This is a genomic window from Streptomyces sp. NPDC059850, assembly GCF_042731515.1.
GTDB lineage: Bacteria > Actinomycetota > Actinomycetes > Streptomycetales > Streptomycetaceae > Streptomyces.
Genome location: NZ_JBHWJI010000005.1, coordinates 226358 through 253145 on the forward strand (window position 1 = coordinate 226358; position 26788 = coordinate 253145).

At 72.0% G+C, this 26788-nt stretch carries 30 protein-coding genes; 26 read left to right on the top strand and 4 right to left on the bottom strand.

The genetic code is table 11. The features are described 5' to 3' along the window. The first annotated feature begins 141 nt into the window (after positions 1-141). The 6 genes from ACFV9T_RS06495 to ACFV9T_RS06520 all read left to right on the top strand — a co-directional run bounded on the left by ACFV9T_RS06495 (position 142) and on the right by ACFV9T_RS06520 (position 5289). Positions 142-543: an ATP-binding protein gene (locus ACFV9T_RS06495; RefSeq protein ID WP_385437086.1), complete on the top strand. Its 402-nt coding sequence runs from the start codon at positions 142-144 to the stop codon at positions 541-543. Positions 544-600: 57 nt separating this feature from the next. After that, on the top strand, positions 601-1011 hold the full coding sequence (locus ACFV9T_RS06500; protein WP_385437088.1) for a hypothetical protein: 411 nt from the start codon (positions 601-603) through the stop codon (positions 1009-1011). A 373-nt stretch (positions 1012-1384) separates the two neighbouring features. Then, a complete protein-coding gene (locus ACFV9T_RS06505) occupies positions 1385-2191 on the top strand; it encodes a response regulator transcription factor (RefSeq protein WP_385437089.1) in 807 nt (268 codons plus the stop codon). A gap of 93 nt (positions 2192-2284) precedes the next feature. Further along, positions 2285-3139: a helix-turn-helix transcriptional regulator gene (locus ACFV9T_RS06510; RefSeq protein ID WP_385437091.1), complete on the top strand. Its 855-nt coding sequence runs from the start codon at positions 2285-2287 to the stop codon at positions 3137-3139. A 462-nt stretch (positions 3140-3601) separates the two neighbouring features. Next, a complete protein-coding gene (locus ACFV9T_RS06515) occupies positions 3602-4165 on the top strand; it encodes an ABC transporter permease (protein ID WP_385437142.1) in 564 nt (187 codons plus the stop codon). Between the two features lie 71 nt (positions 4166-4236). Continuing rightward, positions 4237-5289 carry an ABC transporter substrate-binding protein gene (locus ACFV9T_RS06520; protein ID WP_385437093.1) on the top strand — a complete coding sequence of 351 codons (1053 nt, stop codon included), beginning with the start codon at positions 4237-4239 and terminating at the stop codon, positions 5287-5289. Here the strand turns inward: ACFV9T_RS06520 and ACFV9T_RS06525 are convergent. The 4 genes from ACFV9T_RS06525 to ACFV9T_RS06540 all read right to left on the bottom strand — a co-directional run bounded on the left by ACFV9T_RS06525 (position 5286) and on the right by ACFV9T_RS06540 (position 10293). Beyond that, positions 5286-6533, bottom strand: a complete 1248-nt coding sequence (locus tag ACFV9T_RS06525; RefSeq protein ID WP_385437095.1) for an MFS transporter — start codon at positions 6531-6533, stop codon at positions 5286-5288. The genes ACFV9T_RS06520 and ACFV9T_RS06525 overlap by 4 nt on opposite strands. Next, positions 6530-7291, bottom strand: coding sequence for an LLM class F420-dependent oxidoreductase (locus ACFV9T_RS06530; RefSeq protein ID WP_385437097.1), 762 nt, complete (start codon positions 7289-7291; stop codon positions 6530-6532). Before ACFV9T_RS06530 ends, ACFV9T_RS06525 begins: the two co-directional genes overlap by 4 nt. A gap of 332 nt (positions 7292-7623) precedes the next feature. Beyond that, the gene (locus ACFV9T_RS06535) at positions 7624-8643 is read right to left on the bottom strand and encodes a zinc-binding dehydrogenase (RefSeq protein WP_385437099.1); all 1020 of its coding nucleotides are present in this window, start codon (positions 8641-8643) and stop codon (positions 7624-7626) included. Between the two features lie 87 nt (positions 8644-8730). Continuing rightward, entirely contained in the window at positions 8731-10293 is a 1563-nt protein-coding gene (locus ACFV9T_RS06540) for an MFS transporter (RefSeq protein ID WP_385437100.1), read from the bottom strand. Between the two features lie 376 nt (positions 10294-10669). Here ACFV9T_RS06540 and ACFV9T_RS06545 point away from each other — a divergent pair, with 376 nt between their 5' ends. The 20 genes from ACFV9T_RS06545 to ACFV9T_RS06640 form a co-directional block, all read left to right on the top strand. Beyond that, positions 10670-11431, top strand: a complete 762-nt coding sequence (locus ACFV9T_RS06545) for a LuxR C-terminal-related transcriptional regulator (protein WP_385437102.1) — start codon at positions 10670-10672, stop codon at positions 11429-11431. Positions 11432-11719: 288 nt separating this feature from the next. Continuing rightward, entirely contained in the window at positions 11720-11971 is a 252-nt protein-coding gene (locus tag ACFV9T_RS06550) for an acyl carrier protein (RefSeq protein ID WP_385437103.1), read from the top strand. Positions 11972-12010: 39 nt separating this feature from the next. After that, complete coding sequence (locus ACFV9T_RS06555) at positions 12011-13246, top strand: beta-ketoacyl-[acyl-carrier-protein] synthase family protein (protein ID WP_385437104.1); 1236 nt, start codon at positions 12011-12013, stop codon at positions 13244-13246. A 2-nt stretch (positions 13247-13248) separates the two neighbouring features. Continuing rightward, a complete protein-coding gene (locus ACFV9T_RS06560) occupies positions 13249-14412 on the top strand; it encodes a beta-ketoacyl synthase N-terminal-like domain-containing protein (protein WP_385437105.1) in 1164 nt (387 codons plus the stop codon). Beyond that, a complete protein-coding gene (locus tag ACFV9T_RS06565; protein WP_385437106.1) occupies positions 14409-15491 on the top strand; it encodes a beta-ketoacyl synthase N-terminal-like domain-containing protein in 1083 nt (360 codons plus the stop codon). The genes ACFV9T_RS06560 and ACFV9T_RS06565 overlap by 4 nt, the downstream gene beginning before the upstream one ends. Further along, positions 15491-16486: a hypothetical protein gene (locus tag ACFV9T_RS06570; RefSeq protein WP_385437107.1), complete on the top strand. Its 996-nt coding sequence runs from the start codon at positions 15491-15493 to the stop codon at positions 16484-16486. The genes ACFV9T_RS06565 and ACFV9T_RS06570 overlap by 1 nt, the downstream gene beginning before the upstream one ends. After that, positions 16486-17670, top strand: a complete 1185-nt coding sequence (locus tag ACFV9T_RS06575; RefSeq protein ID WP_385437109.1) for a beta-ketoacyl-[acyl-carrier-protein] synthase family protein — start codon at positions 16486-16488, stop codon at positions 17668-17670. Before ACFV9T_RS06570 ends, ACFV9T_RS06575 begins: the two co-directional genes overlap by 1 nt. Beyond that, entirely contained in the window at positions 17670-18593 is a 924-nt protein-coding gene (locus ACFV9T_RS06580; protein WP_385437110.1) for a beta-ketoacyl synthase N-terminal-like domain-containing protein, read from the top strand. Before ACFV9T_RS06575 ends, ACFV9T_RS06580 begins: the two co-directional genes overlap by 1 nt. A 25-nt stretch (positions 18594-18618) precedes the next feature. After that, positions 18619-19410: an SDR family oxidoreductase gene (locus tag ACFV9T_RS06585; protein WP_385437112.1), complete on the top strand. Its 792-nt coding sequence runs from the start codon at positions 18619-18621 to the stop codon at positions 19408-19410. Next, complete coding sequence (locus ACFV9T_RS06590; protein ID WP_385437114.1) at positions 19407-19733, top strand: hypothetical protein; 327 nt, start codon at positions 19407-19409, stop codon at positions 19731-19733. The genes ACFV9T_RS06585 and ACFV9T_RS06590 overlap by 4 nt, the downstream gene beginning before the upstream one ends. Continuing rightward, positions 19733-20140, top strand: a complete 408-nt coding sequence (locus tag ACFV9T_RS06595; protein WP_385437143.1) for a hypothetical protein — start codon at positions 19733-19735, stop codon at positions 20138-20140. The genes ACFV9T_RS06590 and ACFV9T_RS06595 overlap by 1 nt, the downstream gene beginning before the upstream one ends. A gap of 3 nt (positions 20141-20143) precedes the next feature. Then, complete coding sequence (locus tag ACFV9T_RS06600; RefSeq protein WP_385437115.1) at positions 20144-20542, top strand: hypothetical protein; 399 nt, start codon at positions 20144-20146, stop codon at positions 20540-20542. A gap of 50 nt (positions 20543-20592) precedes the next feature. Continuing rightward, on the top strand, positions 20593-21705 hold the full coding sequence (locus ACFV9T_RS06605; RefSeq protein ID WP_385437117.1) for a beta-ketoacyl synthase N-terminal-like domain-containing protein: 1113 nt from the start codon (positions 20593-20595) through the stop codon (positions 21703-21705). Between the two features lie 7 nt (positions 21706-21712). Next, positions 21713-22945, top strand: a complete 1233-nt coding sequence (locus ACFV9T_RS06610) for an acyltransferase domain-containing protein (protein ID WP_385437118.1) — start codon at positions 21713-21715, stop codon at positions 22943-22945. A gap of 1 nt (position 22946) precedes the next feature. Beyond that, complete coding sequence (locus tag ACFV9T_RS06615; RefSeq protein ID WP_385437119.1) at positions 22947-23369, top strand: 3-hydroxyacyl-ACP dehydratase; 423 nt, start codon at positions 22947-22949, stop codon at positions 23367-23369. Then, a complete protein-coding gene (locus tag ACFV9T_RS06620; protein WP_385437121.1) occupies positions 23366-23854 on the top strand; it encodes a 3-hydroxyacyl-ACP dehydratase FabZ family protein in 489 nt (162 codons plus the stop codon). The genes ACFV9T_RS06615 and ACFV9T_RS06620 overlap by 4 nt, the downstream gene beginning before the upstream one ends. A 4-nt stretch (positions 23855-23858) precedes the next feature. Beyond that, a complete protein-coding gene (gene fabG, locus ACFV9T_RS06625; protein ID WP_385437123.1) occupies positions 23859-24602 on the top strand; it encodes a 3-oxoacyl-ACP reductase FabG in 744 nt (247 codons plus the stop codon). 62 nt (positions 24603-24664) lie between these two features. Next, complete coding sequence (locus ACFV9T_RS06630; protein ID WP_385437124.1) at positions 24665-25402, top strand: 2-hydroxychromene-2-carboxylate isomerase; 738 nt, start codon at positions 24665-24667, stop codon at positions 25400-25402. A 136-nt stretch (positions 25403-25538) separates the two neighbouring features. Further along, the gene (locus ACFV9T_RS06635) at positions 25539-26471 is read left to right on the top strand and encodes an alpha/beta hydrolase (protein WP_385437125.1); all 933 of its coding nucleotides are present in this window, start codon (positions 25539-25541) and stop codon (positions 26469-26471) included. Positions 26472-26522: 51 nt separating this feature from the next. Then, positions 26523-26788: biotin carboxylase N-terminal domain-containing protein (locus ACFV9T_RS06640; protein WP_385437126.1), on the top strand; the 266-nt coding region annotated here is incomplete at its 3' end.

The following is a 26788-nucleotide window of genomic DNA, read 5'->3' on the forward strand; positions in this document are numbered from 1 at the left end:
TATCGCCGACTCGGGTCACCAGGCGGCATATGCCAGTTGTGAGCTAAAGGGTCGAAACATTGCGAGTGGCACTCCCGATGAGCCAGGATCGCCCTGTGACACGGCGGCAGTGCGCTGCGCATTGGAGGGGCCCCGGAACATATGGCAGACAACATCCCGCAGCGGTACGAGTTCCGCCTCCGCGTCCACCCGCAGAAACTCGCCGATGTGCGCCGCGCCGTCGCGGCCCGGCTGCGGCTGTGGGGCCGCGAGGAGCTGATCACGCCCGCGGCGATGTGCGTCACCGAGCTGCTGTCCAACGTCCACAAGCACGCGGCCTCGCCCGAGTGCGTACTGACGCTGGAGAACCGCCCGTACGGGATATGCGCCGCCGTCTTCGACTCCGAGACCTCGCTGCCGGTGGTCAAGGAGCCGGACTTCCTCTCGGAGTGCGGGCGCGGGATGTTCCTGCTCAGCAAGACGGCCCATGAGTGGGGTACGGATCTCCACGGCGACGGCAAGACGGTCTGGTTCACGCTGCACGCCGAATCGGTGGATCCCTGACCGCGCGCGCAGCTAACGTTGTGTCACGGCGAGTTGACGGAACGGCAGGGGAGGGTCATGGATCCGGTGACGACGGGCGCGCTGGTCGCGGCGGTCAACGCGGCGGTGTCGGGCGCGGGGGGCGAGGCGGGGCGGCGGGCCCTGGAATCGCTCGGCGCGCTGGCCCGCCGGGTGTGGCGGCGCGGCGATGCCGAACCGGCGGGCGGCGCCGATCCGGCGGGCGAGCCGGAGCCGGTCGCCATCCCGTACGACGACGAGGAGCGGCTGCGGCGGCTGGCCGAGCTGCTGGTCGAGCGGTCCCGGCAGGACCCGGAGTTCGGGCGCGACCTGGCCGCCTGGCTGCGGGAGTTCGGCGAGCCCGCCCCGGGGGAGAGGGGGGCGGTGCACAACTCCATGTCCGGGGAGGCCCATGGCCCGGTCATCCAGGGGCGTGACTTCCACGGTGGGATAAGCCTGGGCCCGCGGTGACTCATGCCCCGTTCGGGGTGTGGCAGCAACCGGACAGCGGTGGTTCCACTTCGTGGCGGAGTGTTGTCGTAGAGCGACTGATCGTGTCCGGATAGCGGTCTGGTGAGCTGATGGTTCGAAACTTGCTGACAACACGCACCGCTTGGCGGTCGGTCGAGCGCCGTCTCGCACTCTGACGCGCCGGACTTGATCGATTCTTTACCTCACGCCCCGCGTTGACGTCGTCGCTGTGCGCGAATTACTGTCGTCAGTGATTTCGCACCATGCTGCCTCCGCGTATTGAGCACGATGAGGCACGGAAATTCCAAGAACCAGGCCGGTATTTGCAAAACTAGGTAACTGTCGCCCTGCAGGGGAAATCATGGTTGGTCTTGTGACGAGGTCCGAGCCTTCTCCTGAGCATGAGACGGACTCCTCACCGCCCGCCGCGACCGGCGACTACGTCGAGCGCGCCCTGCTGGCCGCCCGCGATCTGATCGAATCCACCGTCACCCGGCACCGGCGGGAGCTGGCCCAGGACTCCTGGGCGGGGAAGGCTCTCGGGCAGGTGCCGCTCGCCGAGGTCGTGGACACGCTCGTGGACGGGGCCGAACGGACCGTGAGCGTCGTCCTGTCGGGCGGCGAGGAGCAGTCGGAGGTGGTCTGCGCCGCACTGGCCCGGCCCGCCCGGGGCGGCCGTGGGCGCCGCGCGGTGCGGCTGCTGTGTCTGCCGCGGGCGCTGGAGGCGGCCCGGGTGCGGGCGCTGGCGCGCACCGATCCGCGCTGCGAGGTCCGCGTCTGCGAGGGGGAGTTACCGGAGGCGCTGTTCGTCGACGGCCAGATCGTCTACGTACGGAACGAACCGCCGGACCCGGCGCGGGGCGGCGGGCGGCAGGCGTCGCTGGTCGAGGATCCCGCCGCGGTGCAGGCCCTGGAGCTGATGTTCGCGGGGACCTGGGGGAACGCCGTGGCGCTTGAGGATTACCCGAGGCTCGGCGGGCGGCTGTGCCCCGCCAACGCGCGGCGCATCCTGGAATGCCTGCGCACGGGCCACACCGATGAGGTGGCGGCGCGCGACATGCAGGTGTCCCTGCGGACCTACCGCCGGTATGTCGCCGAGATCATGCGGGAACTGGGCGCCGGGTCCCGCTTCCAGGCGGGGGTGCGGGCGGTGGAGCTGGGGCTGCTGCCGGACCGCTGACCCGCCGCCGTCCCAGACCCATGGACCCATGACCCATCACCCATGACCCATGGCACTCCGACCTTGACCACGTCGCGAGGCAGGAATAACGACATGACGGAACCCGGCGATCCGGGGGACATTCTGGACCGGACGTTACGGGAGGTGCGGGCCCTCATCGAGGCGACCGTCGTCGAACACCGGGCCCGCAGAACGAGAAGGGGGCAGTTCACCCAGGTCGGGATGGCGGACGGGGCGTTCCTGGCCGCCGCGGAACAGGTGATCACCAACGCCCGGGGGCGGGTGGACGCCGTCTTCCCGGAAGCGCCCGGCCGGATGGCGGCGGCGCACGCGGCGCTCACCGCGCTGCTGCTGAACCTGGACGACGACGCGGTGGGGGTGCGGGTGTTGCGTGGCCGGGCGGGATCCGGCGGAGGCTCGGGTGGCGGTGGCCCTGGGCCCCTGCCCGCGCCCATCCCGGGGCCCGCGCCCGTACCCGGCGCGCAGGCGGAGGAGGGGGCGCGGGGGGAGACGGCGGATGAGCGGCCCGCGCCCGCCCCTCGCCCCGCGCAGGTCCGGATCGCCCCGGTGCCCCTGCCCACGGCCGTGATCGCCGACGGCCGGACCGCGCTGGTGTGCACGGAGTCGGCGAACGGGCGGCACACCTCGGTCATCGAGGACCAGGTGGTCGTCGGCTCGCTCCACGGCATGTTCCGCTCCATCTGGGCGGGCGCCACCCCCGCCCCGCGCCCGCTCGACTTCGGCAACCGCGCCCGTACGGAGATGGTGCGGCGGGTGCTGGCGCGGCTGCGGGACGGGGTCACCGACGAGGCGGCCGCCCGCGATCTGGCGATTTCCGTGCGTACGTACCGCCGTTATGTCACCGGGATCCTGGAGCTGCTGGACGCCAACTCACGCTTCCAGGCCGGGGCGCGCGCCTCCGAGCTGGGCATTCTCGGAGACCGCTGAGGACGGGGTGGGAAGTCCGGCATCGGAATTGTTTCGTCTTCCCATCGACATTGTGAACCGGTGTGCGCTGGGGATAGGTTGCACGCTGGGCGTGCCGCGATGTGACAACTGCCAGTAATACAAGGGGATTTGGGGATGGGCGAGGGGTACGGGAGCGGTACGGCGGCCACGGCGGTAGCGCGCGGTGAGCCGGAAGCGGTGACGCCGAGGCGTGCGCCGGATTCCCCCCGGCCGGGGCGGGTGGATAAGACCCGGGAGAGCGGCGGCGAGCGTCGCACGGGGGTCATGTTCCGGGGAGTGTTTCCGCCTCTCCTATTCGGGCTGGCGCTGCTTCTCGTCTGGGACATCGTGACCCGTACCGGAGCGGTGGCGGAGTTCTACCTTCCGGGGCCGGTCGACTTGGCCCGGCATTTCGTCGACTTGTTGCTGCACGATTCACTCGTCGACTACACATGGGAAACCGTGCGGGAAGCGCTGGCCGGAAGTGGTATGGGAATCGGAGTGGCGCTGCCGCTCGGCTATCTCATCGCCCGCAGCGATCTCGCGGCCGCCGCGCTCCAGCCGTATATCGCGGCCTCGCAGGCCGTGCCCGCGGTGGCGCTGGCGCCGCTGCTCGCGCTGTGGCTCGGCTACGGGCTGCTGCCGATCGCGGTGCTGTGCGCGCTGCTCGTCTTCTTCCCCATCCTCGTCAACACCGTGCTGGGGCTGCGCGCCCTGGACCCCGAGGTGCTGGGCGCCGCGCGGGTGGACGGTGTGGGGTGGTGGGGGATGCTCTGGTACATCGAGCTTCCGCTCGCCCTGCCCAGCATCCTCGCCGGGGTGCGCAACGGGCTCACGCTCTCCATCACCGGCGCGGTGGTCGGGGAGTTCGTCATGGGCGGCGAGGGTCTTGGGCAGCTGCTGTCGGTGCAGCGCCAGGCGTCCGACACCATCGGCCTGTTCTCGACACTCGTCATGCTCGCCCTGCTCGCCGCCGTTCTGTACGGCGTGGTCCGGCTGGTCGAGCGGTTCGCTCAGCGTGACTGACTTACCTACTTACTGACTGACGTAATGACTTGTTCCATCCGATTCATGAGTCGATTCGCGAGGAGAAGTACGTGCGTTCTGTGCAGACGTCCATGAGGACCGCCCTCAGACAGCGGGTTCTGGGGGCGGCTCTCGTGTCGGTGGTGGCCGTGGCCACGCTGACCTCATGCGCCGAGGAGCCGAAGGACGCGGAGGGCAAGGGCGGCAAGAGCATCACCGTGGGGTTGACCTACACCCCGAACATCCAGTTCTCGCCGTTCTACGTGGCCGCCGAGAAGGGCTACTACAAGGACGCCGGGCTCAAGGTGACGTTGCGTCATCATGGCGCGGGCGAAGACCTCTTCGGGGCCCTGAAGTCCGGCAAGGAAGAGGTCGTCTACGCGGGCGGCGACGAGATGCTCCAGGCGCGCGCCGCCAGCGATCTGCCGGTCGTGGACATCGCGACGTTCTACCAGAAATACCCCGTGGGCCTGATCGTGCCCAAGGACTCGGACATCAGGAAACCGGCCGACCTCAAGGGCCGTAAGATCGGGACGCCCGGCCCCTTCGGCGAGACCTATTTCGGTCTGCTCGCCCTTCTCAAGGAGGGTGGACTTTCCCCGAAGCAGGCCAAGATCCAGAACATTGGATTCACCCAGCAGGCGGCCCTGACCGGAAACAAGGTCGAGGGCGTCATGGGCTATCTGAACAATGACGCCATTTCCTTCGAGGAGGCCGGTAAGGAAGTCCGGTCGATTACGCTCGACTCCGGGGACAAGGGCGATCCGCTGGTCGGGGTCGGTCTGGGCGTCAAGAAGGACGTGCTGGACAAGCGCGGAGACGACATGAAGAAGTTCGTCGCCGCGTCGCTGCGCGGGCTGCGCTACGCGATGGACAACCCGGACGACACCATCAAGCTCAGCGAGAAATACGTGCCCGGGCTGCGCGGCGAAAAGCAGCAGAAGAACGCGATGGCGGTCCTCAAGGCCACGGTGCCGATGATGAAGACCGACCAGGGCGAGATCGGCGTCAACGACCCCCAGACCTGGGCCCGGATGGCCGATTTCATGTACGACCAGGGGCTGCTGGAGAAGACGGTCACCCCTGAGGACGCGTACGACAACGGCTATCTGCCGAAGTCCTAGGTGCTGGCGTTCGTGGTGACCGCCGCGCGCCGGTGCAGTGCGGCGGCCACCACGAACGCGGCCCCGGCGCCGGCCGCGAGCGCGGTCCAGCTACCGGTCGCCGAGAGGTGGGCCACGACGAACAGGCCGAGCGGCGGCCCGCTCGCCGTGCCCAGGTTCCAGGCCAGCGAGGCGAGCGCGCTCGCCCGCCCCACGGCCGCCTCGCCGGACCAGCGCAGCAGCAGCGGATAGAACGCCGAGGAGTACGTCAGCTCGCCCGCCGCGAAGACCACCGCGAAGGCCAGCAGCAGCCCGTAACGGAGGGCGGGCGCCGCCCCGTCCCCGGCCAGCGCCGCCCCGAGCCCGCAGCCGAACGCCGCCACCCACAGCACCGGCCCGGCCGCCAGGCTCACGGTCTCCGGCAGCCGCTCCAGCCAGCGGCTCAGCAGCGGCTGGAGGGCGATCAGGGCGAAGGAATTGGCCGCCACGACGGTGCTCACCCAGCCCAGGGTGACGGCCATGTCGTCGTGCATGAGCAGCGGGACGGTGGCCTCGATCTGGGTGAAGCCGACGATGGCGAAGAGGGCTTGGGCGAGGATGAGCAGCGCCATCGGGCGGGCGCGCAGCAGGTCGCGGTAGGTGGCGGTGTCGGCCGGTGCTTCAGCCGTCGCGTCGGCTGGTTGCGGGATTGTGCGTGGACGTACGTACCAGATCGCCGCCACGAGCGGCAGTGCGGCCAGGGCATTGGCCAGGTACAGCCAGCGGAGGGTGCCGGTGGGGGTGTGCGCGCCCTGCAGCGCGAGCCCCGCGACCACCGAACCCACCCCGATGCCCACGTTGTTGACGATGTGCCGGACCGAGAACGCGGTCCGGCGGCCGCTCTCCGGAACGGCCGCGTCCACGACGCCCACGATCGACGCGTAGAACAGCCCGAAGCCCACGCCCACGCACGCCCCCGAGGCGAGCACCAGAGGCGTGGTGTCGGCCGGGGCCAGCATCCCGTACCCGGCGGCCAGCGCCGCCCCGCCCAGCACCCCCACCCCGTGCGGCCCGCGCCGATCGGCCAGCGGGCCGCCGACGAGGGCCGCCGCGAAGCTGGCCGCGGCCATCGCGACGAAGTACCCGCCCGCGGCCCGGCCGCCGAGGCCGAGCAGCTCGCTGACGTAGATCGCGGTGAACGGGAAGCACAGGCCGTTGCCGAGGGTGGAGATCAGCAGGGCACCCATGAGCAGGGTGAAGCGGTGCCCCAGGGGTTCGCGTCTCATCGGGTCGAGAGCAGCTTCTCGACGGCGCCCAGGTCGTACGGGGCGGGCAGCGACAGGATCAGGTGCACGGCTCCTGCCTCCGCGAACCCCTGTGCCAGCGGCAGCTGGTCCGGGTTGACCATGACCGTACGGGCCACCTGCGCGGGGTCGCGGCCGATCCGCTCGCACCACTCGTCCAGGGCCAGGTTCAGCTCCCGGAACTCGGCGACCGGGTCGGTCGCGGCCCAGCCGTACCAGTTCCACCAGTCCGCTTCGCGGGCCACCAGCTCCAGGGTGCGCCGCCGTCCGGCGCCCCCGATGAGCAGCGGAAGCGGGCCTGCGGGGCTGGGGTTGAGCTGGGCCAGCCGCGCCTTGACGGCCGTGATGGCGTCGGCGAACGCGTCCATGCGCCCGGCCGGGCCGGGGAACGGTATGCCGTACGCGGTGTGCTCCGCCTCGAACCACCCCGCCCCCATCCCCAGCACCAGCCGCCCGCCGCTGAGCTGGTCCACGGTGCGGGCCATGTCGGCGAGCAGATGCGGATTGCGGAAGGCGGTGCAGGTGACGAGGGGGCCGATGGTGGCGTGCCGGGTCTCGACGGCCATCGCGGACAGCAGAGACCAGCACTCGTAGTGGGTGCCGTCCGGGTCGCCGCTGTGCGGGAGGAAGTGATCCCAGGTCCAGAGCGAGTCGACGCCGAGGGCGTCGGCCTGCCGCCAGGCGGTGCGGAGTTCTTGGATGGTGGTGTGCTGGGGGTGAAGCTGTACGCCGATGCGCACGGTGTTCCTCTCGGTCGCTGTGTGTTCCCCACCCCGCCCCTTCCCGAACCAGGGGCAAGCCCCTGGACCCCGCCCCTGCGGGGCCCGTCCGCTGCTGGCGGGCGCGGGCGGGACGTGCCCCCGGCCGCCGGGAGCGACGGCCCGCCCGCCCCTCGCGGGCGACGCCGCGTGTCCGCTGCGGCGGGGTCGGGCTGCGTGCTCGGTACGGCGGAGGTGAGTTCCCGGTGCCTGGTGCGGCGGGGTGGGCCCAATGTCCGGTGCTGCGGGGCGGGGCCGTGACTCCGCGGGCTGCGGGGTGTCCGTCGCGTACGGGGCTGCGGGCTGCGTGTTGGCTACGGGGTTACTACTACTCGGTAGACCGGGGTTTCGGACGCCTGTTTCAGGGCCTTTTCCACCTCGGTCAGGGCGTAGCGCGCCGTTACCAAGGGGGCCAGGCGGTCCGCCAGGGAGCCGGTGCGGAGGAGTTCGGCGGCTGTGCGCCAGTCGGACGGTTCGTGGCTGAAGGAGCCCGTCACCGTCAGTTGGCGGCGGTGGACCTCGTAGCCCGGGAGGGCGGCCGGGGGGCCGTCCGGGGCGCCGCCGAAGAGGACGATCGTGCCGCCGTCCGCCACGGCGGCCAGCGCGGCGGCGATGCATTCGGCGCTGGCGATGGTGACGAAGACGACGTCGGCGGAGGGGAGTTGGGCCAGGTCCGAGGGGTGTACGGCCGCGTCGGCGCCCGCTGCGGCTACCGCCGCGCGGCGCTCCTCGTCGCGTTCCACCACCGCGACCCCGCGCGCGCCCAGCTCGCGGGCCACGGCCAGGTGGAGGTGGCCCATGTACCCGGCGCCGATGACCGTCACCCGGTCACCGGCGCGGAAGCCGCCGCGGCGCAGGGAGTGGACGACGCACGCGAGGGGTTCACCCATGGCGGCGACCGCCGGGTCGGTGTCGCCGACCGACCAGACGCGGGAGGCGGGGAGCACGATGTGGTCGGCGAGTCCGGCGCCCATGGCGATCGCGCCGTCCGCCTCGCGGACCCGGCCCTGGAGGGCGACGCAGATGGCGGACTGGCCCCGGCGGCAGGCGCGGCAGGCGCCGCAGCGGGGGAGGCCGTCGAGGGTGACGAGGGAGCCGACGGCGGGCATGTCCTCCAGCCCGGCGGCGGTGGCGCCGACGCGTTCGACCCACCCGGAGATCTCGTGTCCGGCGGCGGCCGGATAGACGGCCATGCGTCCGGCGTACAGATTGGCCTCCATGGTGCAGATGCCGCACGCGGCGATGCGCACCAGGACCTCCGAGTCCCCGACGTCGGGCACGGGTATCCGTCGTAACTCGACCTCGCCTGCCGCGGTGATGACCGCTGTGCGCATGGGAACAGCCTTCCGGAATACGGACGTTGTGGCGGGAGGCTATGCCCGTACCCCCGGGAGGGCAAGGAAAAGGATCACCTCACGTGATCAGCTGGCGCCCTCGGCGTACGTCGCCCGGCGGAAGGTCCACCAGATGATCGCCGCGCCCACCACCGCGGCGATCGCGCCGACCACGGCGGCGACGTGCATGGCGTGGACGAAGCCCTGGTCGGCGAAGTCGGACAGCCGTGGCAGCCGCAGCTTGTCGGCGATCAGGCGGGTGGCCTCGGGGGACTCCTCGGCGGCACCGGCGGCGCCCGGCGGCAGATCGCCCAGCTTGGGGGAGATCTCGCCGCGGTAGGCACCGGCCAGGATGGAGCCGAGGACCGCGACCCCGAGGACGCCGCCGATCTGCCGCATCGCGTTGTTGACGGCGGACCCGGCGCCGGTGCGGTCGGCGGGCAGGACGGCCATGATGGCCTCGGTGGTGGGGGCGACGGCGGCGCCCATGCCGAGCCCCTGGAGGATCAGGAAGACCCAGAACAGCCCGAGACCGCTGTGCTCGTCCAGGAAGACGTACGCGAAGAAGCCGGTCGTGGCGATGAGCATGGCGACGGTGACGACGCGCCGCACCCCGTACGCCCGCACCAGCTTCGCCGAGAGCGGCGCGCCCAGCAGCACACCGAGGGCGACGGGGGCGATGGAAAGACCGCACTCCAGCGGGGTCTGCCCGTGGACGCCCTGGAGGTAGAAGCTGGTGTAGTACATCGAGCCGTTGAGGCCGAAGAAGGTCAGCATCACGGCCACACTGGCACCGGTGAAGCGGCTGTTGCGGAAGAGCCGGACGTCGAAGCTGGGGTTGGCGACACGCAGTTCGACCAGGACGAACACCAGGACGAGGACCGCGCCGACGGCGAACGCGCCCAGGATGGCCGGATCGTTCCAGTCGTTGCGGTGGCCGCCCTCGATGACGGCCCAGACGATGGCGAAGAGGCCGACCGTGGAGAGCACCACACCCAGCGGGTCGAACTTCTGCCGCACCTTGGCCGCCGCCCCCGGCAGGAACAGCAGCGAACCGGCCACGCACAGCACCACGATCGGCACGTTGACGAGGAAGACCGAGCCCCACCAGAAGTGGTCGAGCAGCGCTCCGCTGAGCATCGGCCCGGTGGCGATCGCGATGCCGCTGGAGCCGGACCAGATGGCGATGGCGGTCGCGCGGTGCCGTTCGTCGAAGACCTGGGCGATCAGCGCGAGCGTGGCGGGCATGATCAGGGCGCTGCCGACGCCCATCGCCCCGCGCGCGACGATGAGTTCGGTCGCCGAGCCCGCGTAAGCGGCCCAGGCCGAGGCGCTGCCGAACACGAGCATGCCGGTGAGCAGCAGATTGCGGTGGCCGTAGCGGTCGGCGAGCACGCCGCCGGTGAAGAGCAGCACCGCGAAGACCAGGGTGTAGGAGCTGATGCTCCACTGGAGCTGGTTGGGGCTGGCGCCGAGCCCCTCGTCCGGGTCGGCCAGTGTCTTGAGCGCGACGTTGAGGACGGTGTTGTCGAGCCATACGGCGAGTTGGGAGAAGACCAGCACCGCGAGCGCGAGCCATTGGCGGCCGGTGGGCGACTGCGAAGCGCCTTCCGGTGCCGTGTCGGTGATCGCGGTGTTCTGTGCGGCCATGGGGGCGGCGCCTTTCGGGGACCACGTGAGGGTGGGGGGTCCGCGCTCGTACGGCAAGGGACGGCTTGCTGGCTCAAGGCTTGCTTGCTCGATGCTTGCTGGCTCAAGAGGAAGTTACCAATCTGCCGAGCCGGGGCGCAGCCCCTTGCCTCCGCCCATGGCTCTTGCCACGCGCAAGGGCGAACATATTTACCCGGCTGACGATCCGTTGAGTCATGATGTTCCTTGCCGTTTCGGCAGATGGCTCGTTACTGTGCCTCGACTGGGGAACGGGGGGTGTCCTTTGAGCCATTTTGGAATTCAACCAAATGACCGTACGCCTATTGAGGGTATCGACGGTATTGACGGCGAGACGGGCACGAGGAGAGCGGTTCGTATGGAGCCGGAAGCCAGGTCGGACAACCTGGAAGAAGCCCTGGGCCAGGCGTTACAGCTGATCGAGTCCGCCGTGCACCACCACCGCCGCAGCGCGCTCGCGTCGGCGGCGGCGGAGCTGCCGGTGGACGGCGAGGTCGTGGCCGGATGGGTGGCGCGGCTGGTGCTGCGCGCGGAGCGTGACGTGATCTGGAGCCTGCCGGAGGTGACCTGCGAGGATCATGCGCGGCTTGTCGCGCAGACGCTCGCACAGCTGTCGGGCAAGGGCGTGCGCGTCCGGATGCTGTGCCCGCCGAGGGTGATCCGCGCGGTGGTGTGGCAGCGCACGGTCGGCACGGTGCCGCGGCTGGAGGTGCGGGTGTGCGGCTCCGTGCGGCAGGAGCTGGTGGCGGTGGACGGCGCGGCGGTGATCGCGCCCGAGGGCTCCCCGGGTGACCCGGGCGGCTCCCGCGCCTCCATGATCCAGAACTCGACGGTGGCCGCGATGCTGCACCGGCTGCTGTGCGGGATGTGGGACACCGCGCAGCGCCCGATGCGGCCGCTGTCGTTCGAGGGCGGCGCGCGCGGCCGGGTGCTGCGGGAGGTGCTGACGCTGATGGCCGAGGGCTACAAGGACGACGCGGCGGCCCGGAAGCTGGGGCTCTCGGTGCGTACGTACCGGCGCTACGTGGCCGACATCATGCGGGACCTGAACGTGGAGTCGCGCTTCCAGGCCGGGGTGCGGGCCGTGCGCGCGGGGCTCATGGAGGCGGAGCGCGACTAGTTGCCTCCTGTGACGGGTAGTCGGGTAGTCGGGTTCCGGCTGATTTGAGAGGTCTGTGGGGATCGCCGTGGCAGCTTGCTGCAGATTGGGCATCCTGACGTTCCGGTAACCGGCTGCGTGGTGCAGCTTTATGACAGCCGTGGTGGTCGTCCGGTTGGGTTCACGGGCGGTGTGACAGGTAGTGGACTCGGGGCTTGTCGGCCCCCCAAGCGGCGCATAGCGTCAACGGCAGTCGTCGCTTTGCCCATGCCGAAAGCTTGCCCATGCCGAAAGTGGAGGTGCGCGGTAATGGCCGCCATCGTCGAAGAGCGTCGGGAAACCATCAAGGAAATCGTCACGGATATCCTTGAGATCGACCCGGACGAGGTCACCGAGACCAGCCTCTTCAAAGAAGAGCATGATGCGGATTCACTGCGCGCCATTGAAATACTCGCGGCGCTGGAGAAAACGTTCAACGTCGTCATCGACCAGTCCGAGCTGGGCCGGATGGTGAACCTCGAGGGCGTCTACGAGGTTGTTTCCGACGCGGCCGGCTGGTGACGGGGACTCTCGGGCCAACTCCTCGGAAGGCAGGGCGATATGCGTGGTGAGTCGGGTCGCAGGGTCGTCGTCACCGGTCTCGGGGCGGTGTCCGGTATCGGTGTCGGCACCGCGGAATTCCTCGCCGGACTGCGCGCCGGGAAGAGCGCGGCACGGCCGGTCACCGCGTTCGATACGGAGGGTTTCGAGCATGCGATGGCATGCGAGGTCCCGGACTTCGAACCCGGGCGGTGGATCCGCAATCTGGACATAAGCAGCCTCGGCCGGGCGAGTCAGTTCTCGGTCGCGGCGGCCCGCATGGCGGTGGCCGACTCCGGGATCGCGGAGGACGCGCTGCGCGCCGTCCCGTCGCTGATCTCCATCGGCACCACCGACGGCGAGTCGGGCGACCTGGACCAGCTCGTCGAGACGGAGGTCGACCTCGGGCCCGAGCGGATGGACCCCACCGTCGCCCGCCGGGTGCCCGCGGGGCGGCTTTCGGCCGTCATCGCCGAGGAGTTCGCGCTGAGCCGTACGGAGGCGGTCACCCTCCCCACGGCGTGCGCGGCCGGGAACTACGCCATCGGCTACGGCTACGACGCCATCCGCGGCGGCGACGTGGAGATCGCCCTGTGCGGCGGCGCCGACGCGCTGTGCCGCAAGACCTTCACCGGCTTCTACCGTCTTGGCACCATAGCGCCCGAGCGCTGCCAGCCCTTCGACAAGGACCGCAAGGGCATCCTCACCGGCGAGGGCGCGGGCGTCCTCGTCCTGGAGAGCCTGGAGTCGGCGCTGGCCCGAGGCGCCCGGATCTACGCCGAAGTCCTCGGCTACGGCCTCAACTGCGACGCGGACCACCCCGTCGCCCCCAACCAGGACAGCGTGGCCCGCTGCATGCGGCTCGCCCTGGACGACGCCCGGATCAAGCCGGAGGAGGTCGACTTCATCTCCGCGCACGGCACCGGCACCCGGGCCAACGACATCACCGAGGCCCGCGCCATCCGCCAGGTCTTCGGCGACGCGGCCCCGCCGCGCACCGTGTCCATCAAGTCGATGATCGGCCACTCCATGGGCGCCGCCGGGGCGCTCGCCTCCATCGCCTGCGCGCTGGCCCTCACCGAGGGGTTCATCCCGCCGACCATCAACCACGTCGAGACCGACCCGGAGTGCGGACTCGACGTCGTGCCGAACCACGCCGTGGACGCGGAGCTGAGGGTCGTACAGAACAACGGGCTCGCCTTCGGCGGCAACAACGCCGTCGTGATCTTCGGCAAGCGCGGCACGGACTGGAACTGAACATGAGTCAGCTGGTGACCGGCGCGGGCGCCGTGGTGAGCGTGGGCGAAGGCGTGGACGAGGTCTTCGCGGCGCTGTGCGCGGGCACCAGCGGACTCGGCGAACTGCGCGGTTTTGACCAGGACCGCTACCGGGCGCGGCACGCGTACGAGATCGACGACCGGCCCGGCGGCCCTGGCGCCGATGTGCCCGGCCGGGCCACCGACTGGCTGCTGCGCGCCGTCGGGGAGGCGGCGCGGCAGGCCGGGCTCGGCGAGGACCTGAGCGGGGTGCCGGTCCTCGTCGGCACCGGGCTGCGCGAGCTGCGCTCGGCGGAACTGGCCTGGCGCGACGGCACCGCGTTCGACACCGCGGCGCGGCTGCACTTCGGCACCGCTCTGCGAGAACGTTTCGGCGCGGTGCGCACCCACACCTTCGCGGGGGCCTGCTCGGCCTCCTTATACGCCCTCGCGCTCGGCGGCGACCTGCTGGCCACCGGCGCCGAGGAGCACGTCATCGTGGCCGGTGTCGACTCCCTCACCGAGTCCATGTACGGGCTGCTGGACCGGGTGAACGCCGAACCGCCCGACCGGGTGCGGCCGTTCGACCGGGAGCGCCGCGGGGTGCTGATGGGCGACGGCGCCGCGGCGGTGGTGCTGCGTCGGGAGGAGCCAGGTGCGCAGGAGTCCGGCGCGCGCTCCGGCGCGCTCGGCAGACTCCGCGCCGTGAGCATGAACTGCGACGCGCGCCATGTCACCGCGCCCGACGCGCAGGGCATCGTACGTGCGGTGCACGAGGCTCAGCAGCGGGCGGGCGTCACCCCCGGCGACATCGATCTGGTGCTGTTGCACGGCACCGGTACGCAGCTCAACGACAGCGCGGAGGCGACCGCCATCGCCGAGGTCTTCGGCCCCGACGTGACGACGCCGCTGATGACCGCGATCAAGTCCATGACCGGTCACACCTCGGGCAGTTCGGGCCTCGTCAGCCTGATCGTCGCGCTGAAGTCGCTGACCTCGGGCCGGATACCGCCGACCCTCGGCCTCACCGACCCGCTGCCCGAGGCGGCGGCGTTCCGCTTCGTCCGGGAGCCATCGGATGGCGAGGCGCTGCGGTTCGCCCAGATCGACGCGTTCGGGTTCGGCGGGGTCAACGCCGTGGCCATAGTGGAGAGGGCCGACCGGTGAGGGGGCCCGCCGTCATCGTCTCCGGGGTCGGCCTGGCCCTGCCCGGCGCGGACACCCCGGGCGCGCTGCTGCGCGGCGCGCGCGCCCCCGGGGGCGCCCCCGAACCGTTCGACACCGGCGCCCGCATCGGCCGCCGTGGCCACCGCTACAAGGACCGGGCCACCCAACTCGCGCTGTGCGCCGCGCTCGACGCGCTACGCGACGCCGCCCTCGTCCCCGCCGACAGCACCGGCGCCGATGGGGAGGGGCTGACCGTGCCCGGCGACACCGTCGGCGTGGTGGCCAGCTCCAACCTGGGCAACCTCGACACCGCGTGCCTCACCGCCGCCGCGATCGCCGAGGGCTCGGCCCGCTCCTTAAGCCCCATGAGCCTGCCCAACGCCTCCAGCAATGTGATCGCCTCCTGGGTCGCGATCCGGCACGGGCTGCGCGGCCCCAACCTGATGCTGTGCAACGGTCCGACGTCCGGGCTCGACGCCGTCCACTGGGCCGCGACGCTCGTCGCCGCGGGCCGCGTCCGCCGCGCCCTGGTGGTCGGCGTCGAGACCCACAACGCCGTCGTGGCGGACCTGCTCGCCCGGCCCGCCGACGACCTGCTGGACGGCGCCGCCGCCCTCGTCGTGGAGGGGGCGCGCTGGGCGGAGGAGCGCGGGGCGCGCGCCGCCGCCGTCCTGGGTCCGTACGAGCGCCGGGCGGGGCTCGCGGGCTGCGTCCGGGCGCTGCTGCCGGAGGGCGGCGCCGGGCCGGGCGTCTGGTTCACCCCGGAGCGCTACGAGGAGCCGGACACCGCGATACCGGTGCTCCCGTCCGTACCGCGGCACGACGTCACCACCACCGTCGGCCGCGCCTCCGGCGCCCTCGGCGTCCTCCAGTGCGCCGCCGCGGTCGGCTGGCTCGGCGCGGCCGGGCCCGGCGCCGGGATGGGCGAGGCGCTGATCACCAGCGGCGACGACACGGCCGACGCCGTGGCCGGGCTGCTGCTGCGCGGGCCGGACGAGCCCCTTCCAGAGGTTTCCGCAAGGTCAGCGCAGTCAGCCCAGCCAGCGCAGTCAACGCAGTCAGCCATGGAGTGCACCTGATGAGAGCCGCCGCCCCGCCGATGTCGACGAAGGCCCTGCTGGCCGACACCACCACGGTGCGGCTGCGTCCGCGGTACGAGGGCTCCAACATCTGCACGTGGATCGGCTTCAAGCACGTCAACTACCTCATCGAGGAGGCGGTGCTGGTCCACTTCGCCCGCTGCGGCGCGCCCGCGCGACGCCTGTACGAGGACCACGGGCTCGGGCTGGACATCGTGGCGCTGGACAGCCGCATCCTGCACGCCTTCCACATGGACGACGACGCCGAGGCCGAGGTGGTGCCGCACACCTCCGACAGCGACACCGCGCTCACCTTCCGGGTGACGCTCCGGGTCACCCGCGACGGCTCCGTCCTCAAGGCCGTCACCGCCACGGTGCGCGTCTCGCTGCGCGCCGACACGTATCTGGCGGAGCCTTTGGCGGGCTCCTCCGCCGAACCGCCCGGTGAGTTCGGCCGCTTCACGGTGGACCGGCTGGGCGAGGACGCCCCCGCCGAGCCGAGCCCGGCCGTACCGGAGGGCGACGAGCGGGCCGTCCTGGCCGCGCTCACGGAGGGCCGTAACGCCCACGCCTGGAAGTGGAACATCACCTACCCCTACTGCCACTTCACCGAGCGGCTGCAGATGTCGGGCTATCTGCGGCTGATGGAGGAGGCCAAGGACCGCTTCGTGAAGTCCCGTGGCATCTCCATCAAGACGCTGCTGGACGACCGTAGGTGGATACCGGTCGTGCCGCGCTCCTGGATACGGATCACCGACGAGGCGCTGATGGAAGAGGACCTCTACACCGTCTACACGGTGGAGGAGATCTTCAAGGACCTCACCTACACCGCTCGCATGGACTGCTACGCGGTCCGCGACGGCGCGCTCACCCGCACCGCCACCGGCGGCATCGTGCACGGCTACGCGCTGATCGAGAACCGCCGCGACTGGCATCTGGTCCCCTTCGACCAGCGGGTGCTGGACGCGCTGGCCGGAAAGGCGAGCGGCACCTGATGGACGACGTACTGGTCACCGGAGTGGGGGCGCTGTCCCCGCTGGGCACGGGCGTCGACGCCTTCTGGCGCGGGATGCACGCCGCGCACACCGCCCCGTCCCGGGTGCCCGATCCGCTCGCCCACATGGACCATCCGCGGATGTATCTGGTGCCCGAGGCCGATGTGCCGGACGGGCCCGTGGAGTGGGCGGGGCTGCCGCTGGGGCGCGGCTCGCGGTTCGCGGTCGAGGCGGCCCGGCAGGCGGCCGAGGACGCCGGGCTCGGCGCGGGGTTCGCGGAGCCGGGCGGCGTCGATCCGCGCCGGGTGGCCGTCGCGATCAGCAGCGGCATGGGCGATACGGAGCTGCACGAGGCGTGGTGGCAGGGGAAGGGCCCGGACTCGGACCGCTGGGCGCCGGTCTTCCCGGTCGCCTCGGTGGTCGGCGGACGGCTGGGCGCGCGCGGGCCCAACACCTGTGTCAGCAACGCCTGTTCCGCCAGCGGTTACGCGCTGTCCGTCGCCGCCGACCTGATCCGCTCGGGCGAGGCGGACGTGGTGTTCGCGGGCGGCGCCGAGGCGTACTCCCGGGTGGCGCTCGCCTGCTTCAACCGGCTGGGCGCCATCGACCCCGAGCGCTGCCGTCCGTTCTCCGCCGACCGGCGCGGCACGGTCTTCGGCGAGGGCGCCGCCGTCCTGGTCCTGGAGTCCGGCGCGCACGCCCGCGCGCGCGGCGCCGAGCGCGCCTACGCACGCCTCGCGGGCACCGGCTGGAGCTGCGACGCGCACCACGCGACCGCGCCCGAGCCCGGCGGCGGGCAGATCGAGCGCGCGATGCGGGAGGCGCTGCGCGAGGCGGGGGAGGGGGAAGTGGGCTTCGTGGTGCCGCACGGCACCGGCACCGACCTCAACGACGTGGTGGAGAGCCGGGTACTGGCCACAGTGGCCCCGCACACCCCGCTCTACAGCCTGAAGGCGCTCATCGGCCACACCGGCGGCGCGGCGGGCGCGTTCGCCGCGCTGTCCGCCGCCCTGATGCTGGACCGCCGCACCCTGCCGCCGAACGTGCCCATCGGGACGCCCGATCCGGAGTGCGCGGTGCCGCTGCCGTCCGGTCCCACCCCGCTGACCGGCGGCTACGGGATGGTCAACGCCTACGCGTTCGGCGGCAACAACATCTCCCTCGTCTTCGCGGAGGCCCCCTGATGGATTTCCTGATTTCGGGAATGGGCGAAGTGAGCGCGGACGGCTTCGACTTCCGTACGGAGCTGGGCCGCCGAGGCTACAAGTACCTGCCCAGCGCCTCCCAGTACGTCCTGGCGGCCGCCAAGCGCGCCCTCGCCGACGCGGGCGAGGACGCCCTGACGGCGACCGGACCGGAGCGCCGCGCCGCCGCCGTGGGCACCAACAGCGCGGCCGTCTCCCTGCACCACGCGATGGACCGTACGGTCGTCGGCGCGAGCGCCGGGGAGCTGAGCCCGGCCACCGCGCCCTACTTCTCCATCAACCTCTTCGGCAGCCGCCTGGCCACCGAACACGACCTCAAGGGGTTCAACCTCACCCTCACCAGCCCCCGCGTCGCGGGACTGGAGGCGCTGCAGACCGGCGCCCGCGCGCTCGCCGCCGGACGCGCCTCCCGGCTGCTCGCCGGGGCGACCGAGGAGGCGCTGCCGGAGGGCGAGCCGGGGGCGGACACCTCGGAGGCCGGTGCCGTCGCGCTGCTGCTGGAGCCCGCGGCGGCCGTCGCGGAGCGCGGCGGACGCTCGTACGGCCGCGTCGGTGTCCGTACGTTCTTCCTGCCGCCCGCCCTCGCCGCCTCGGCCGAGGGGCCCGGGGAGGCCGCGGCGGCGCTGCGGGACGCGCTCGCCGCCCTCGGCCACCAGCCGGGCACCCCACTGACCGTCACCGCCGTCCTGGACGGCTCCCCGGTGGGCGAGGCGGTCGCGGCCGCGCTCAAGGAGGCCGAACGCGTCCCGGCGGGCGCGGGCTGCCTGGCGCCGATGGCCCACATCGCCGCCGCCCTGCGCGACGCCCCGGACCACGCACACGCCGTCGTCACCGCGGCGGCCGAGGGAAACGCCGCCGTCTGCCTGGTCACGCCGGGCGGCGCGGAAGCGGTGAGCCGATGAACGGACCACGGAGGGCGAGCGGCCGATGATCACCTCACTCGAAGGATCGTGGTGCCTGGTGCTGGGAGCCTCCAGCGGCATGGGCCTGGCCATCGCGCACGAGATGGCCCGCGCGGGCGTCGGCGTCCTGGGCGTCCACTTCGACACCGCCGAGGGACAGGAGAAGGCGGCCGTCGCCCAGGAGGAGATGCGGGGACACGGCGTCGAGGCGCACTTCTTCAACGCCAACGCCGCCTCCGCCCGCACCCGCGAGGAACTGCTGCCCCGAATCGCGGAGCTGACCGGCGGCAAGGGCGTCCGCGTCCTGGTCCACTCCCTCGCGTTCGGCACCCTGCTGCCGTACGTCACCCCGGACGGCGAAGGCAGCCTCACCTCCCGCCAGCTGAACATGACGCTCGACGTGATGGCGCACTCCCTCGTCTACTGGACCCAGGACCTGTTCACCGCGGGCCTGCTGCGCCAGGGCGCCAAGGTTTACGCGATGACCTCCGCCGGATCCACCCGCGTGATGCCGCACTACGGCGCCGTCTCCGCCGCCAAGGCCGCGCTGGAGTCCCACGTACGCCAACTCGCCCTGGAACTCGCCCCCTCGGGCATCGCCGTCAACGCGCTGCGCGCCGGGGTCACCCCGACCCCGTCCATGGAGCGCATCCCCGGCAGCGAACGGCTCGCCGAATACGCCCGGGACCTCAACCCGCACGGGCGGCTCACCCGCCCCGAGGACGTCGCCGAGGCGGTCTCCCTGCTGTCCCGCACCGACTCCTCCTGGATCACCGGCAATGTGATCGGCGTGGACGGCGGTGAGCTGCTGACATGACGGACCATCTGCTGATCGAGAGCGGCGGCCCGCAGACCGGCCCCGCCTGCGAGCGCTTCGTCGGCGACGCGGCACGGCTGGCCGGGGACGGCCACCGGGTGGTGCTGTTCCTCGTCGAGAACGGCGTCACCGCCGCCCTCCCCGGCGCCGCGCCCGGCATCGTGACCCTTCTGCGCGACGGCGGCGAGGTGTGGGTGGACACCTTCTCGGCCGCCCAGCGCGCCCTGCCCGCCGCCGATCTCGCCGCCGACGTCCGCATGGTGGAGATGGACGACGTGGCCGCCAAGCTGCTGGAACCCCAGGTGCGGGCGGTGTGGCACTGATGGCCCGGCCGATCCCCGCCACCGATGTGCTGCTCAACCTCTTCGGCGCGCCCCACCAGAGCGATCTGGTCACCTCGGCGCTGCGGCTGGCCACTGCGCTGCTCGACCGGGGGGCCCGGGTGCAGATCTGGACCTGCGGCGACGCCACCGGGCTGACCAGCGCGGCCCTCGGCGACACCAAGCCGCGCGACCTCACCGACCTGGAGCGCCGCCACCCGTCCACCGCGCTGATCGTCCGCGATCTGCTCGCCGACCACCCGGACCGGCTCTACTGGTACGTCTGCCGCTTCTGCGCCGACGACCGGGGCGCGGCCGAGCAGATCCCCCAGGTCAGCAAGCGGTCCCCGTTCCTGTTCGCCGAACACGTCAAGGCGGCGGACAAGGCCCTGGTCATGGGGGTGTGCTGAACGATGCAAGATCAGGCGCGCTGGTTGCTGATCATGGAGAAGGCGTACCGAGGCTCGGTCGAGACCCAGTTCGCGGACGCCCTCTACGTCGTCCCCGATCTGCACCGGCAGAGCGGCGGCGGCTGCGATCTGGCGCTGCGCGGCCCCGCCGTCGGCTACGCCCTGCGCACCGCCCCGCAGCCGCCGCTGCGGCTCGGCGGGCGCACCCTCGACACGCTGCCCGATCCGCGCGCGTCCGTGACGAAGGTGCTCGACGCCGGGGTGACCGTACTGGTCGAGCGGCCCGACCTGGCCGCGCTGGGGCGCACCGCCGCCGACCGGCTGCTGCCCGGCGTCCAGGTGATCGACGCGCACGGGCTCGCCGCGCGATGGCCCTCCTACGAACAGGTGTGGTTCTTGTGAGCACCCCGTCCGGCCCCCGGGCCGCTACCGCCCTTACCGAAGGAGTACCGATGGTCAACGCCCCCGCCGCGGTCCGCCCGGTCATCTCCGCGTGGACCGCCGTATCGCCCCTGGGGCTGCGGGCCGCGGACTTCAGCGGCGGGCTGCGGTCCGGCCGTGGCACCGGGAAGCCGCTGGACCCCGAGGAGTGGTCGGTTCCGTTCCGTACGGCCTGTCTCGTCCCGGACTTCCACATCCGGGAGATCCTCGGCCGCAAGAACACCCGCTCCATGGACCGGGTCACCGGCCTCGCCGTCACCGCGATCCGCCAGCTGCTCTCCAGCGAGCGGGAGGGGGCCGAGCGGCTGCCGGGCGTCGGCGAGCACACCGGGCTGGCGCTCGGCACCAGCACCGGAAGCGCCCAGTCCATCATGGATTTCACCCGTGACTCGCTGGTCAGCGCCAAGCCCTTCTTCGTGGACCCGGCCCGGTTCCCCAACACGGTGATGAACTGCGCGGCGGGCCAGTCCGCCATCTGGCACGGCCTCAAGGGCCCCAACGCCACCCTCGCGGGCGGCCGCGCCGCCGGGCTGCTCACCCTGCGGTACGCGCTGCGGCTCCAGCGCGCCGGGCGCGCCCGCACCGTGCTGTGCGGGGCGGTCGAGGAGTTCACCTCCGCCCGCGCCTGGCTGGAGTGGCACACCCGCGCCGACGACGACGCGAGCGCGGTGCTCGGCGAGGGCGCCGCGGTCTGGCTGCTGGAGACCGCCGACGAGGCCCGCGAGCACGGTCGCGGCGGGCTCGCCGACGTCGAGGGCGTGGAGTTCGGCTTCGCCGCGAACCCGGCGGCTGCCCGTACGGCGCTGGCCGACGCGGTGAAGCGGCTGCTGGACGGTACCGGCATCGCGCCCGGTGAGGTGGCGGCCCTCGCCGACTCCCAGGCGCCCGGCGCCGAGGGCGAGGCCGAGCGGGCCGCGCTCGCCGATGTCCTCGGCGACCACCAGCCGCTGCGGGTGGCGACGGCCGACGCGATCGGCGACACCTGCGCCGCCTCGGCGGCCTTCCAGATCGCGGCCGTCCTCGCGCTCGCCGAACGCGGCGAGATCGCCCCCGGCAGCCCCGCCCTGATCACCACGGTCGACCGGGACGGCGTGGTCGGCGCGGCCCTGCTGCGGACCAGGTGAACGGCCGATGAGCACGAGCGACGGGGTACGCACCGCGCTGGTCTTCCCCGGGCAGGGCGCCCAGAAGGCGGGCATGGGCGGGGCATGGCGGGACACGGCGTCCTGGCCGCTCGTGGCCGAGATCTCCGAGCACACCGGCGTCGATGTCGGGGAGCTGCTGCTGACGGCCGACGACGACACGCTGCGCCGCACCGACCTGGCCCAGCTCGCCGTCTTCGGGTACCAGGTGATCGTCCACCAGGAGGCGGCCGCCGCCGGGCTGCTGGGCGAGGTGGCCGCGTGCGCCGGTCACAGCCTCGGCGAGTACACCGCCCTGTACGCGGCCGGGGCGCTGCCGCTCGCCGACGCGGCCCGGCTGGTCGCCGCCCGTGGCCGCGCCACGCGCCGGTGCGCCGACCGCTCGCCCGGCACCATGGCGGCCGTCGTCCGGCTGGACGCCGAAGCCGTGGACGCGCTGACCGGGCGGGTGCGGGCGGAGGGGCCGGACGTGTGGCTCGCCAACATCAACGCGCCCGGCAACCTCGTCGTCTCCGGCACCGCCGAGGGCGTCGACCGGTTCGCCGCGCTGGCCCCGGAGGGCGGGGGCAAGGTGGTCCGGCTCGCCGTCGGCGGCGCGTTCCACAGCCCGCTCATGGCCGATGCGGCGGATGAACTGCGCGCGGCGCTGGCCACCGTGGAGTTCGCGCCCGCGCACACCCCCGTCGTGGCCAATGTGGACGCGCGCCCCCACCGGGGCGGCGAGCGGTGGCGGGACCGCGAACTCGCCCAGCTCACCAGCCCGGTGCGCTGGGAGGAGTGCGTACGGACCCTCGCGGACGAGCTGGGCTGCGCCCGGTTCGTGGAGCTGGGCCCCGGCCGCCAGCTGACCGGAATGATCCGCCGGATCGCGAAGGGCGCGGCGACCGTCCCGGTCGAGTCGCCCGCCGCGCTCACCGCGCGTACGACCCCCCGAAGACCCCCGACCCGAGAGCGGAAGGAACCCCCGATGGCCGACGCCACCGCCGCGCTGGACCTCGACGAACTGCGCACCTTCGTCGCGGAAGTCCTCGATGTGGAAGAGGAGGAGGTGACCGACGAGGCCGACTTCGTCAAGGACCTCGGCGTCGACTCGCTCATGGCCCTGGAGGTCATGGTCGAGCTGGAGAAGAAATACGCGGTGAAGCTGGAGGAGAAGGAGATGAAGAGCATCACCACGCTCCGGAAGGTGTACGACCTGCTCGCCGCGAAGCTGGAGAAGTGAGGTGACGGCGACCGCGTGCGGACCGGTCGACGGCACCCTGGAGGTGGTCGACCCCGGGGTGCCGGGGGAGCGGCCCGCCCGGTGCGCGGTCGTGATCGCCGGAACGGAGAAGGTGTTCGCCGGTCACTTCCCCGGCTTCCCGATCTTCCCCGGGGTGTGCGTCGTCGAGTACGTCCAGCGCGGCGCCCTCGCCACGCTGCCGGAGCCCGGGGGCGTCCTGGCGGCGGTCGAGTCCGCCCGCTTCCTCGGCCCGGTCTTCCCCGGCTCCACCCTGAGCTGCGAGTTCACCTGGTTACGGGACGAGCGGGGAGACGCGGGGGCGGGCGGCTGGCGCTGCCGGGCCGAGGCCACCACCGAGCGCGGGCTCGCCGCCCGCGTCCGGTTGCGCTTCACGGCCCGCGCCGCGAAGGAGGCCATCGGATGATCACCGTGGACGAGATCAAGCGGGTGCTGCCGCACCGCTACCCCATGCTGCTGATCGACCGGGTCACCGAACTGGTCCCCGGCGAGCGAGCCTGTGGGCTCAAGGCCGTCACCTGCAACGAACCCTGGTACGAGGCCGTCCCGGACGACGCTCCCGCCGAGGCCTACCACTACCCCTGGACGGTGCTCCTCGAATCCTGGTGCCATGTGGCGGGGGTGCTGGTGGCCTGGGAGAACCCCAACCCGGACGTCCTGGAGGGCATGGCGATGCTGCTCGGCGGGGTCACCGACGCCGAATACCACCGCCCGGTCCTCCCCGGCGATGTGGTCGAACACCACGTCCGGCTGGCCCGCCAAGTCGGGGAGACGTACATGTTCGAGGGGGAGAGCCTGGTCGGGGGCGCGACCGTGCTCACCGTCGGGCGGCTCGTGATGACGATGCGTCCGGCGGCGGAACTCAAGGCCCCGGCAGGAGAGGTGACGTAACACCATGTCCGACGCGCAGAGCAAGGTGGCCCTCGTCTCCGGCGGCTCCCGGGGCATCGGCCGGGCGACCGTGCTGCGGCTGGCCCGGGACGGTTTCGACGTGGCGTTCTGCCATCAGTCCAGCCCCGACGCGGCCCGCGCCCTGGAGGAGGAGGCCGCCGGGCGGGGCGGCGGTCTCGTCGTCGGGCGGCAGACGGACGTACGGGACGCGGACGCGGTGCGCGAGCTGGTGGCGTTCACCGAGAACCGGCTCGGCCCCATCGACGTGGCGGTGGTGTCCGCGGGCATCGCGCGGGACAATCCGCTGCTGTTGATGAAGGACGAGGAATGGCGGGGCGTCATGGAAGTCAACCTGGACGGCACGTACCACATATGCCGTTCGGTGGTATTCGGCATGATGAAACGCAAGTCCGGATGCATCATCAACATCTCCTCGGTAGCGGGCGTACACGGCCATGCGGCACAGTCGAATTACGCGGCTTCCAAGGCCGGGATCATCGGCTTCACCAAATCGCTCGCCAAGGAGGTCGGACGGTACGGCATCCGGGCCAATGTGGTCGCGCCGGGCTTCGTGGAGACGGATATGACGGCGGCGCTGTCCGAGAGTGTGCGCAAGGAAGCGGAAGCGAGCATCCCGCTGCGCCGCTTCGGACGCCCGGAGGAGGTCGCCGACATGGTCGCGTACCTGGTCGGGGCGGAGTATGTGACCGGAGCGGTGTTCCAGGTCGACGGTGGCATTGTGATCTGAGCGAGCGAGTGAGCGGGCGGTGGGCGGAGCGATCCGAACGGTCCCGGTGAAGGGGGACGAACATGACGGCCAGGCGCAGTAGGGTGCCGCGGTTCTATTTCAATTTCCGCAGTCCGTACAGCTGGATCGCCTACCGTGATCTGATGGACCGCTTTCCGGATGTCGCACAGGTGGTGGAATGGCACCCCTGGTGGGAACCGGACGCGGACGGCGAGCGCCGCATGGCCGAGCACCAGCGGTCCTTTCCGTACACGGCGATGTCACGCGACAAACACCTCTACATCCTTCAGGACGTGCGCCGCCTGACCACCGACCGGGGTCTCGCCGTCACCTGGCCGGTGGACCGGGACCCGGTCTGGGAAGTACCGCATCTGGCGTATTTTTTCGCTCTGGACGCGGGGTGCGGCCCGGCGTACATCGAGCGGATCTACCGGGCCCGCTGGAAGGAGGGCCGGGACATCTGCGACCGCGAGGTCATCGCGGAGATCGCAGCGGACCTGGGCCTTCCCGCCGCGGTGGCCGACCGGATGGCGGGCGCCGCCGACGACCCGGAACTGCGCGCCGGGCGCGGGCTCCGGGCGCTGCTGAACCTCAGCCGGGACGGGGCGTTCGGCGTGCCGTTCTTCCTGCTCGGCTACGACAAGTACTGGGGCGTGGACCGGCTCCCGGCGTTCGCCGAGGCGGTCCGCTCCCGCGCCGCGCCGACGCCCCTCGACCCCTCTGCTCCCGCACCACCGGACGGCGCGGACTTCGTGGCCGCGCGCTCCGGTGACCAGGGCCACGCCGGGGGGTGCGGGTGACCGCCCGTACCCCCTGGTAGCCGTCATCCTTACGTCATCCTTACGCACCCGCCCCGCTGCCCTACCGCACGGCACCGACCGAGACGAGACCGCCCTGACCGCCGACGGACACTCCACCCCCTCCTGGAGGACGCCGATGCCCGAGCCACCACCCCGGACGCCGGTGCGGCCACCCTCGCTGGGGTCCCGCGCCCTCTCGGTCGCGGCACTGCCGATAGCCCCGCTGTACGGGGCGTCGCTGGCGTATCTCGCCTTCCATCCCCGGAACCGCGTCCAGCGGGACCACCCCCGGGACCACGGGCTGCCCTGCACCGACCTGGAGATCCCGCTCGGCCGCCGGAAGCGGGTGCACGCCTGGCTCTGCCCCGGCTCCACCGAGAAGGTCGTGGTGCTCGGCCACAGCATGGGGGCGGGCAAGGACCACAGCCTCGGGCACGCCAAGTTCCTGCACGACGCCGGGTACACGGTCTGTCTGTTCGACCACCGCAACCACGGGGCCAGCAGCGACGACCGGGCGCTGTTCGGGCTCGGTGACCGGTTCGCGAGCGATGTCACCTCGGTGGTGTCCTGGCTGCGCGGCAAGCAGGGGTACGCCACGGCGCGTATCGCCGTCTACGGCTTCTCCTTCTCCTGCTTCTCGGCCATGTGGGCGCTGACCCACGACGGGTTCGAGTTCGACGCGCTCGTGTGCGACAGCGGCCCGGGGCACGACGTGGCGCCGCTGCTGCGCAAGTACTTGGAGTCGGAGGCGCTGCCGATGCCGCCGATGCTGAGCGGCGAACCGTCCCGTTCCGTGGTGACCCGGGCCCTGTGCGCCCTGGGCCCCGCCATGCTGCGTGCCCAATGGCCACCGCCCGCGACCGGCAAGTTCGCCAAGATCCCACTCCTGTTCATGTCGGGCGAGCACGATGCGATCGTGCCGCCCTCCTCGGTGGACGCGCTGGCCGAGCGCTATGCCCAGGCCGAGACGCACGTCCTGCCGGGAGCCGAGCATCTGCTCGGGCTGCAGAGCGATCCCGAAGGCTACGCGAGCGTGGTACTGGATTTCCTCAAGCGGGCCCTGGGGTAGCTACCTGACCGTCCGTGCCGGACGGCAACTTCTGAAGAGGGAAGAGAGAGCATGCAGAAGGTGCTCATCGCCAATCGTGGCGAGATCGCTGTCCGTGTTGCCCGTGCCTGCCGGGATGCCGGGATCGCGAGCGTAGCCGTCTACGCGGATCCGGACCGGGACGCCGTTCATGTGCGCGCGGCGGACGAGGCCTATGCGCTGGGCGGTGACACCCCGGCGGCCAGCTATCTGGACCAGGCCAAGGTGCTGGCCGCGGCCGCCGAGTCCGGCGCCGACGCCGTCCACCCCGGCTACGGCTTCCTCTCGGAGAACGCCGA

Excerpts from the sequence above, each read along its gene's own strand:
- ACFV9T_RS06495 (WP_385437086.1), top strand. The coding sequence starts at position 142 with ATGGCAGACAACATCCCGCAGCGGTACGAGTTCCGCCTCCGCGTCCAC.
- ACFV9T_RS06500 (WP_385437088.1), top strand. The coding sequence starts at position 601 with ATGGATCCGGTGACGACGGGCGCGCTGGTCGCGGCGGTCAACGCGGCG.
- ACFV9T_RS06510 (WP_385437091.1), top strand. The coding sequence starts at position 2,285 with ATGACGGAACCCGGCGATCCGGGGGACATTCTGGACCGGACGTTACGG.
- ACFV9T_RS06525 (WP_385437095.1), bottom strand. The coding sequence starts at position 6,533 with ATGAGACGCGAACCCCTGGGGCACCGCTTCACCCTGCTCATGGGTGCC.
- ACFV9T_RS06535 (WP_385437099.1), bottom strand. The coding sequence starts at position 8,643 with ATGCGCACAGCGGTCATCACCGCGGCAGGCGAGGTCGAGTTACGACGG.
- ACFV9T_RS06540 (WP_385437100.1), bottom strand. The coding sequence starts at position 10,293 with ATGGCCGCACAGAACACCGCGATCACCGACACGGCACCGGAAGGCGCT.
- ACFV9T_RS06545 (WP_385437102.1), top strand. The coding sequence starts at position 10,670 with ATGGAGCCGGAAGCCAGGTCGGACAACCTGGAAGAAGCCCTGGGCCAG.
- ACFV9T_RS06550 (WP_385437103.1), top strand. The coding sequence starts at position 11,720 with ATGGCCGCCATCGTCGAAGAGCGTCGGGAAACCATCAAGGAAATCGTC.
- ACFV9T_RS06555 (WP_385437104.1), top strand. The coding sequence starts at position 12,011 with ATGCGTGGTGAGTCGGGTCGCAGGGTCGTCGTCACCGGTCTCGGGGCG.
- ACFV9T_RS06560 (WP_385437105.1), top strand. The coding sequence starts at position 13,249 with ATGAGTCAGCTGGTGACCGGCGCGGGCGCCGTGGTGAGCGTGGGCGAA.
- ACFV9T_RS06570 (WP_385437107.1), top strand. The coding sequence starts at position 15,491 with ATGAGAGCCGCCGCCCCGCCGATGTCGACGAAGGCCCTGCTGGCCGAC.
- ACFV9T_RS06575 (WP_385437109.1), top strand. The coding sequence starts at position 16,486 with ATGGACGACGTACTGGTCACCGGAGTGGGGGCGCTGTCCCCGCTGGGC.
- ACFV9T_RS06580 (WP_385437110.1), top strand. The coding sequence starts at position 17,670 with ATGGATTTCCTGATTTCGGGAATGGGCGAAGTGAGCGCGGACGGCTTC.
- ACFV9T_RS06585 (WP_385437112.1), top strand. The coding sequence starts at position 18,619 with ATGATCACCTCACTCGAAGGATCGTGGTGCCTGGTGCTGGGAGCCTCC.
- ACFV9T_RS06590 (WP_385437114.1), top strand. The coding sequence starts at position 19,407 with ATGACGGACCATCTGCTGATCGAGAGCGGCGGCCCGCAGACCGGCCCC.
- ACFV9T_RS06595 (WP_385437143.1), top strand. The coding sequence starts at position 19,733 with ATGGCCCGGCCGATCCCCGCCACCGATGTGCTGCTCAACCTCTTCGGC.
- ACFV9T_RS06600 (WP_385437115.1), top strand. The coding sequence starts at position 20,144 with ATGCAAGATCAGGCGCGCTGGTTGCTGATCATGGAGAAGGCGTACCGA.
- ACFV9T_RS06605 (WP_385437117.1), top strand. The coding sequence starts at position 20,593 with ATGGTCAACGCCCCCGCCGCGGTCCGCCCGGTCATCTCCGCGTGGACC.
- ACFV9T_RS06610 (WP_385437118.1), top strand. The coding sequence starts at position 21,713 with ATGAGCACGAGCGACGGGGTACGCACCGCGCTGGTCTTCCCCGGGCAG.
- ACFV9T_RS06620 (WP_385437121.1), top strand. The coding sequence starts at position 23,366 with ATGATCACCGTGGACGAGATCAAGCGGGTGCTGCCGCACCGCTACCCC.
- fabG (WP_385437123.1), top strand. The coding sequence starts at position 23,859 with ATGTCCGACGCGCAGAGCAAGGTGGCCCTCGTCTCCGGCGGCTCCCGG.
- ACFV9T_RS06630 (WP_385437124.1), top strand. The coding sequence starts at position 24,665 with ATGACGGCCAGGCGCAGTAGGGTGCCGCGGTTCTATTTCAATTTCCGC.
- ACFV9T_RS06635 (WP_385437125.1), top strand. The coding sequence starts at position 25,539 with ATGCCCGAGCCACCACCCCGGACGCCGGTGCGGCCACCCTCGCTGGGG.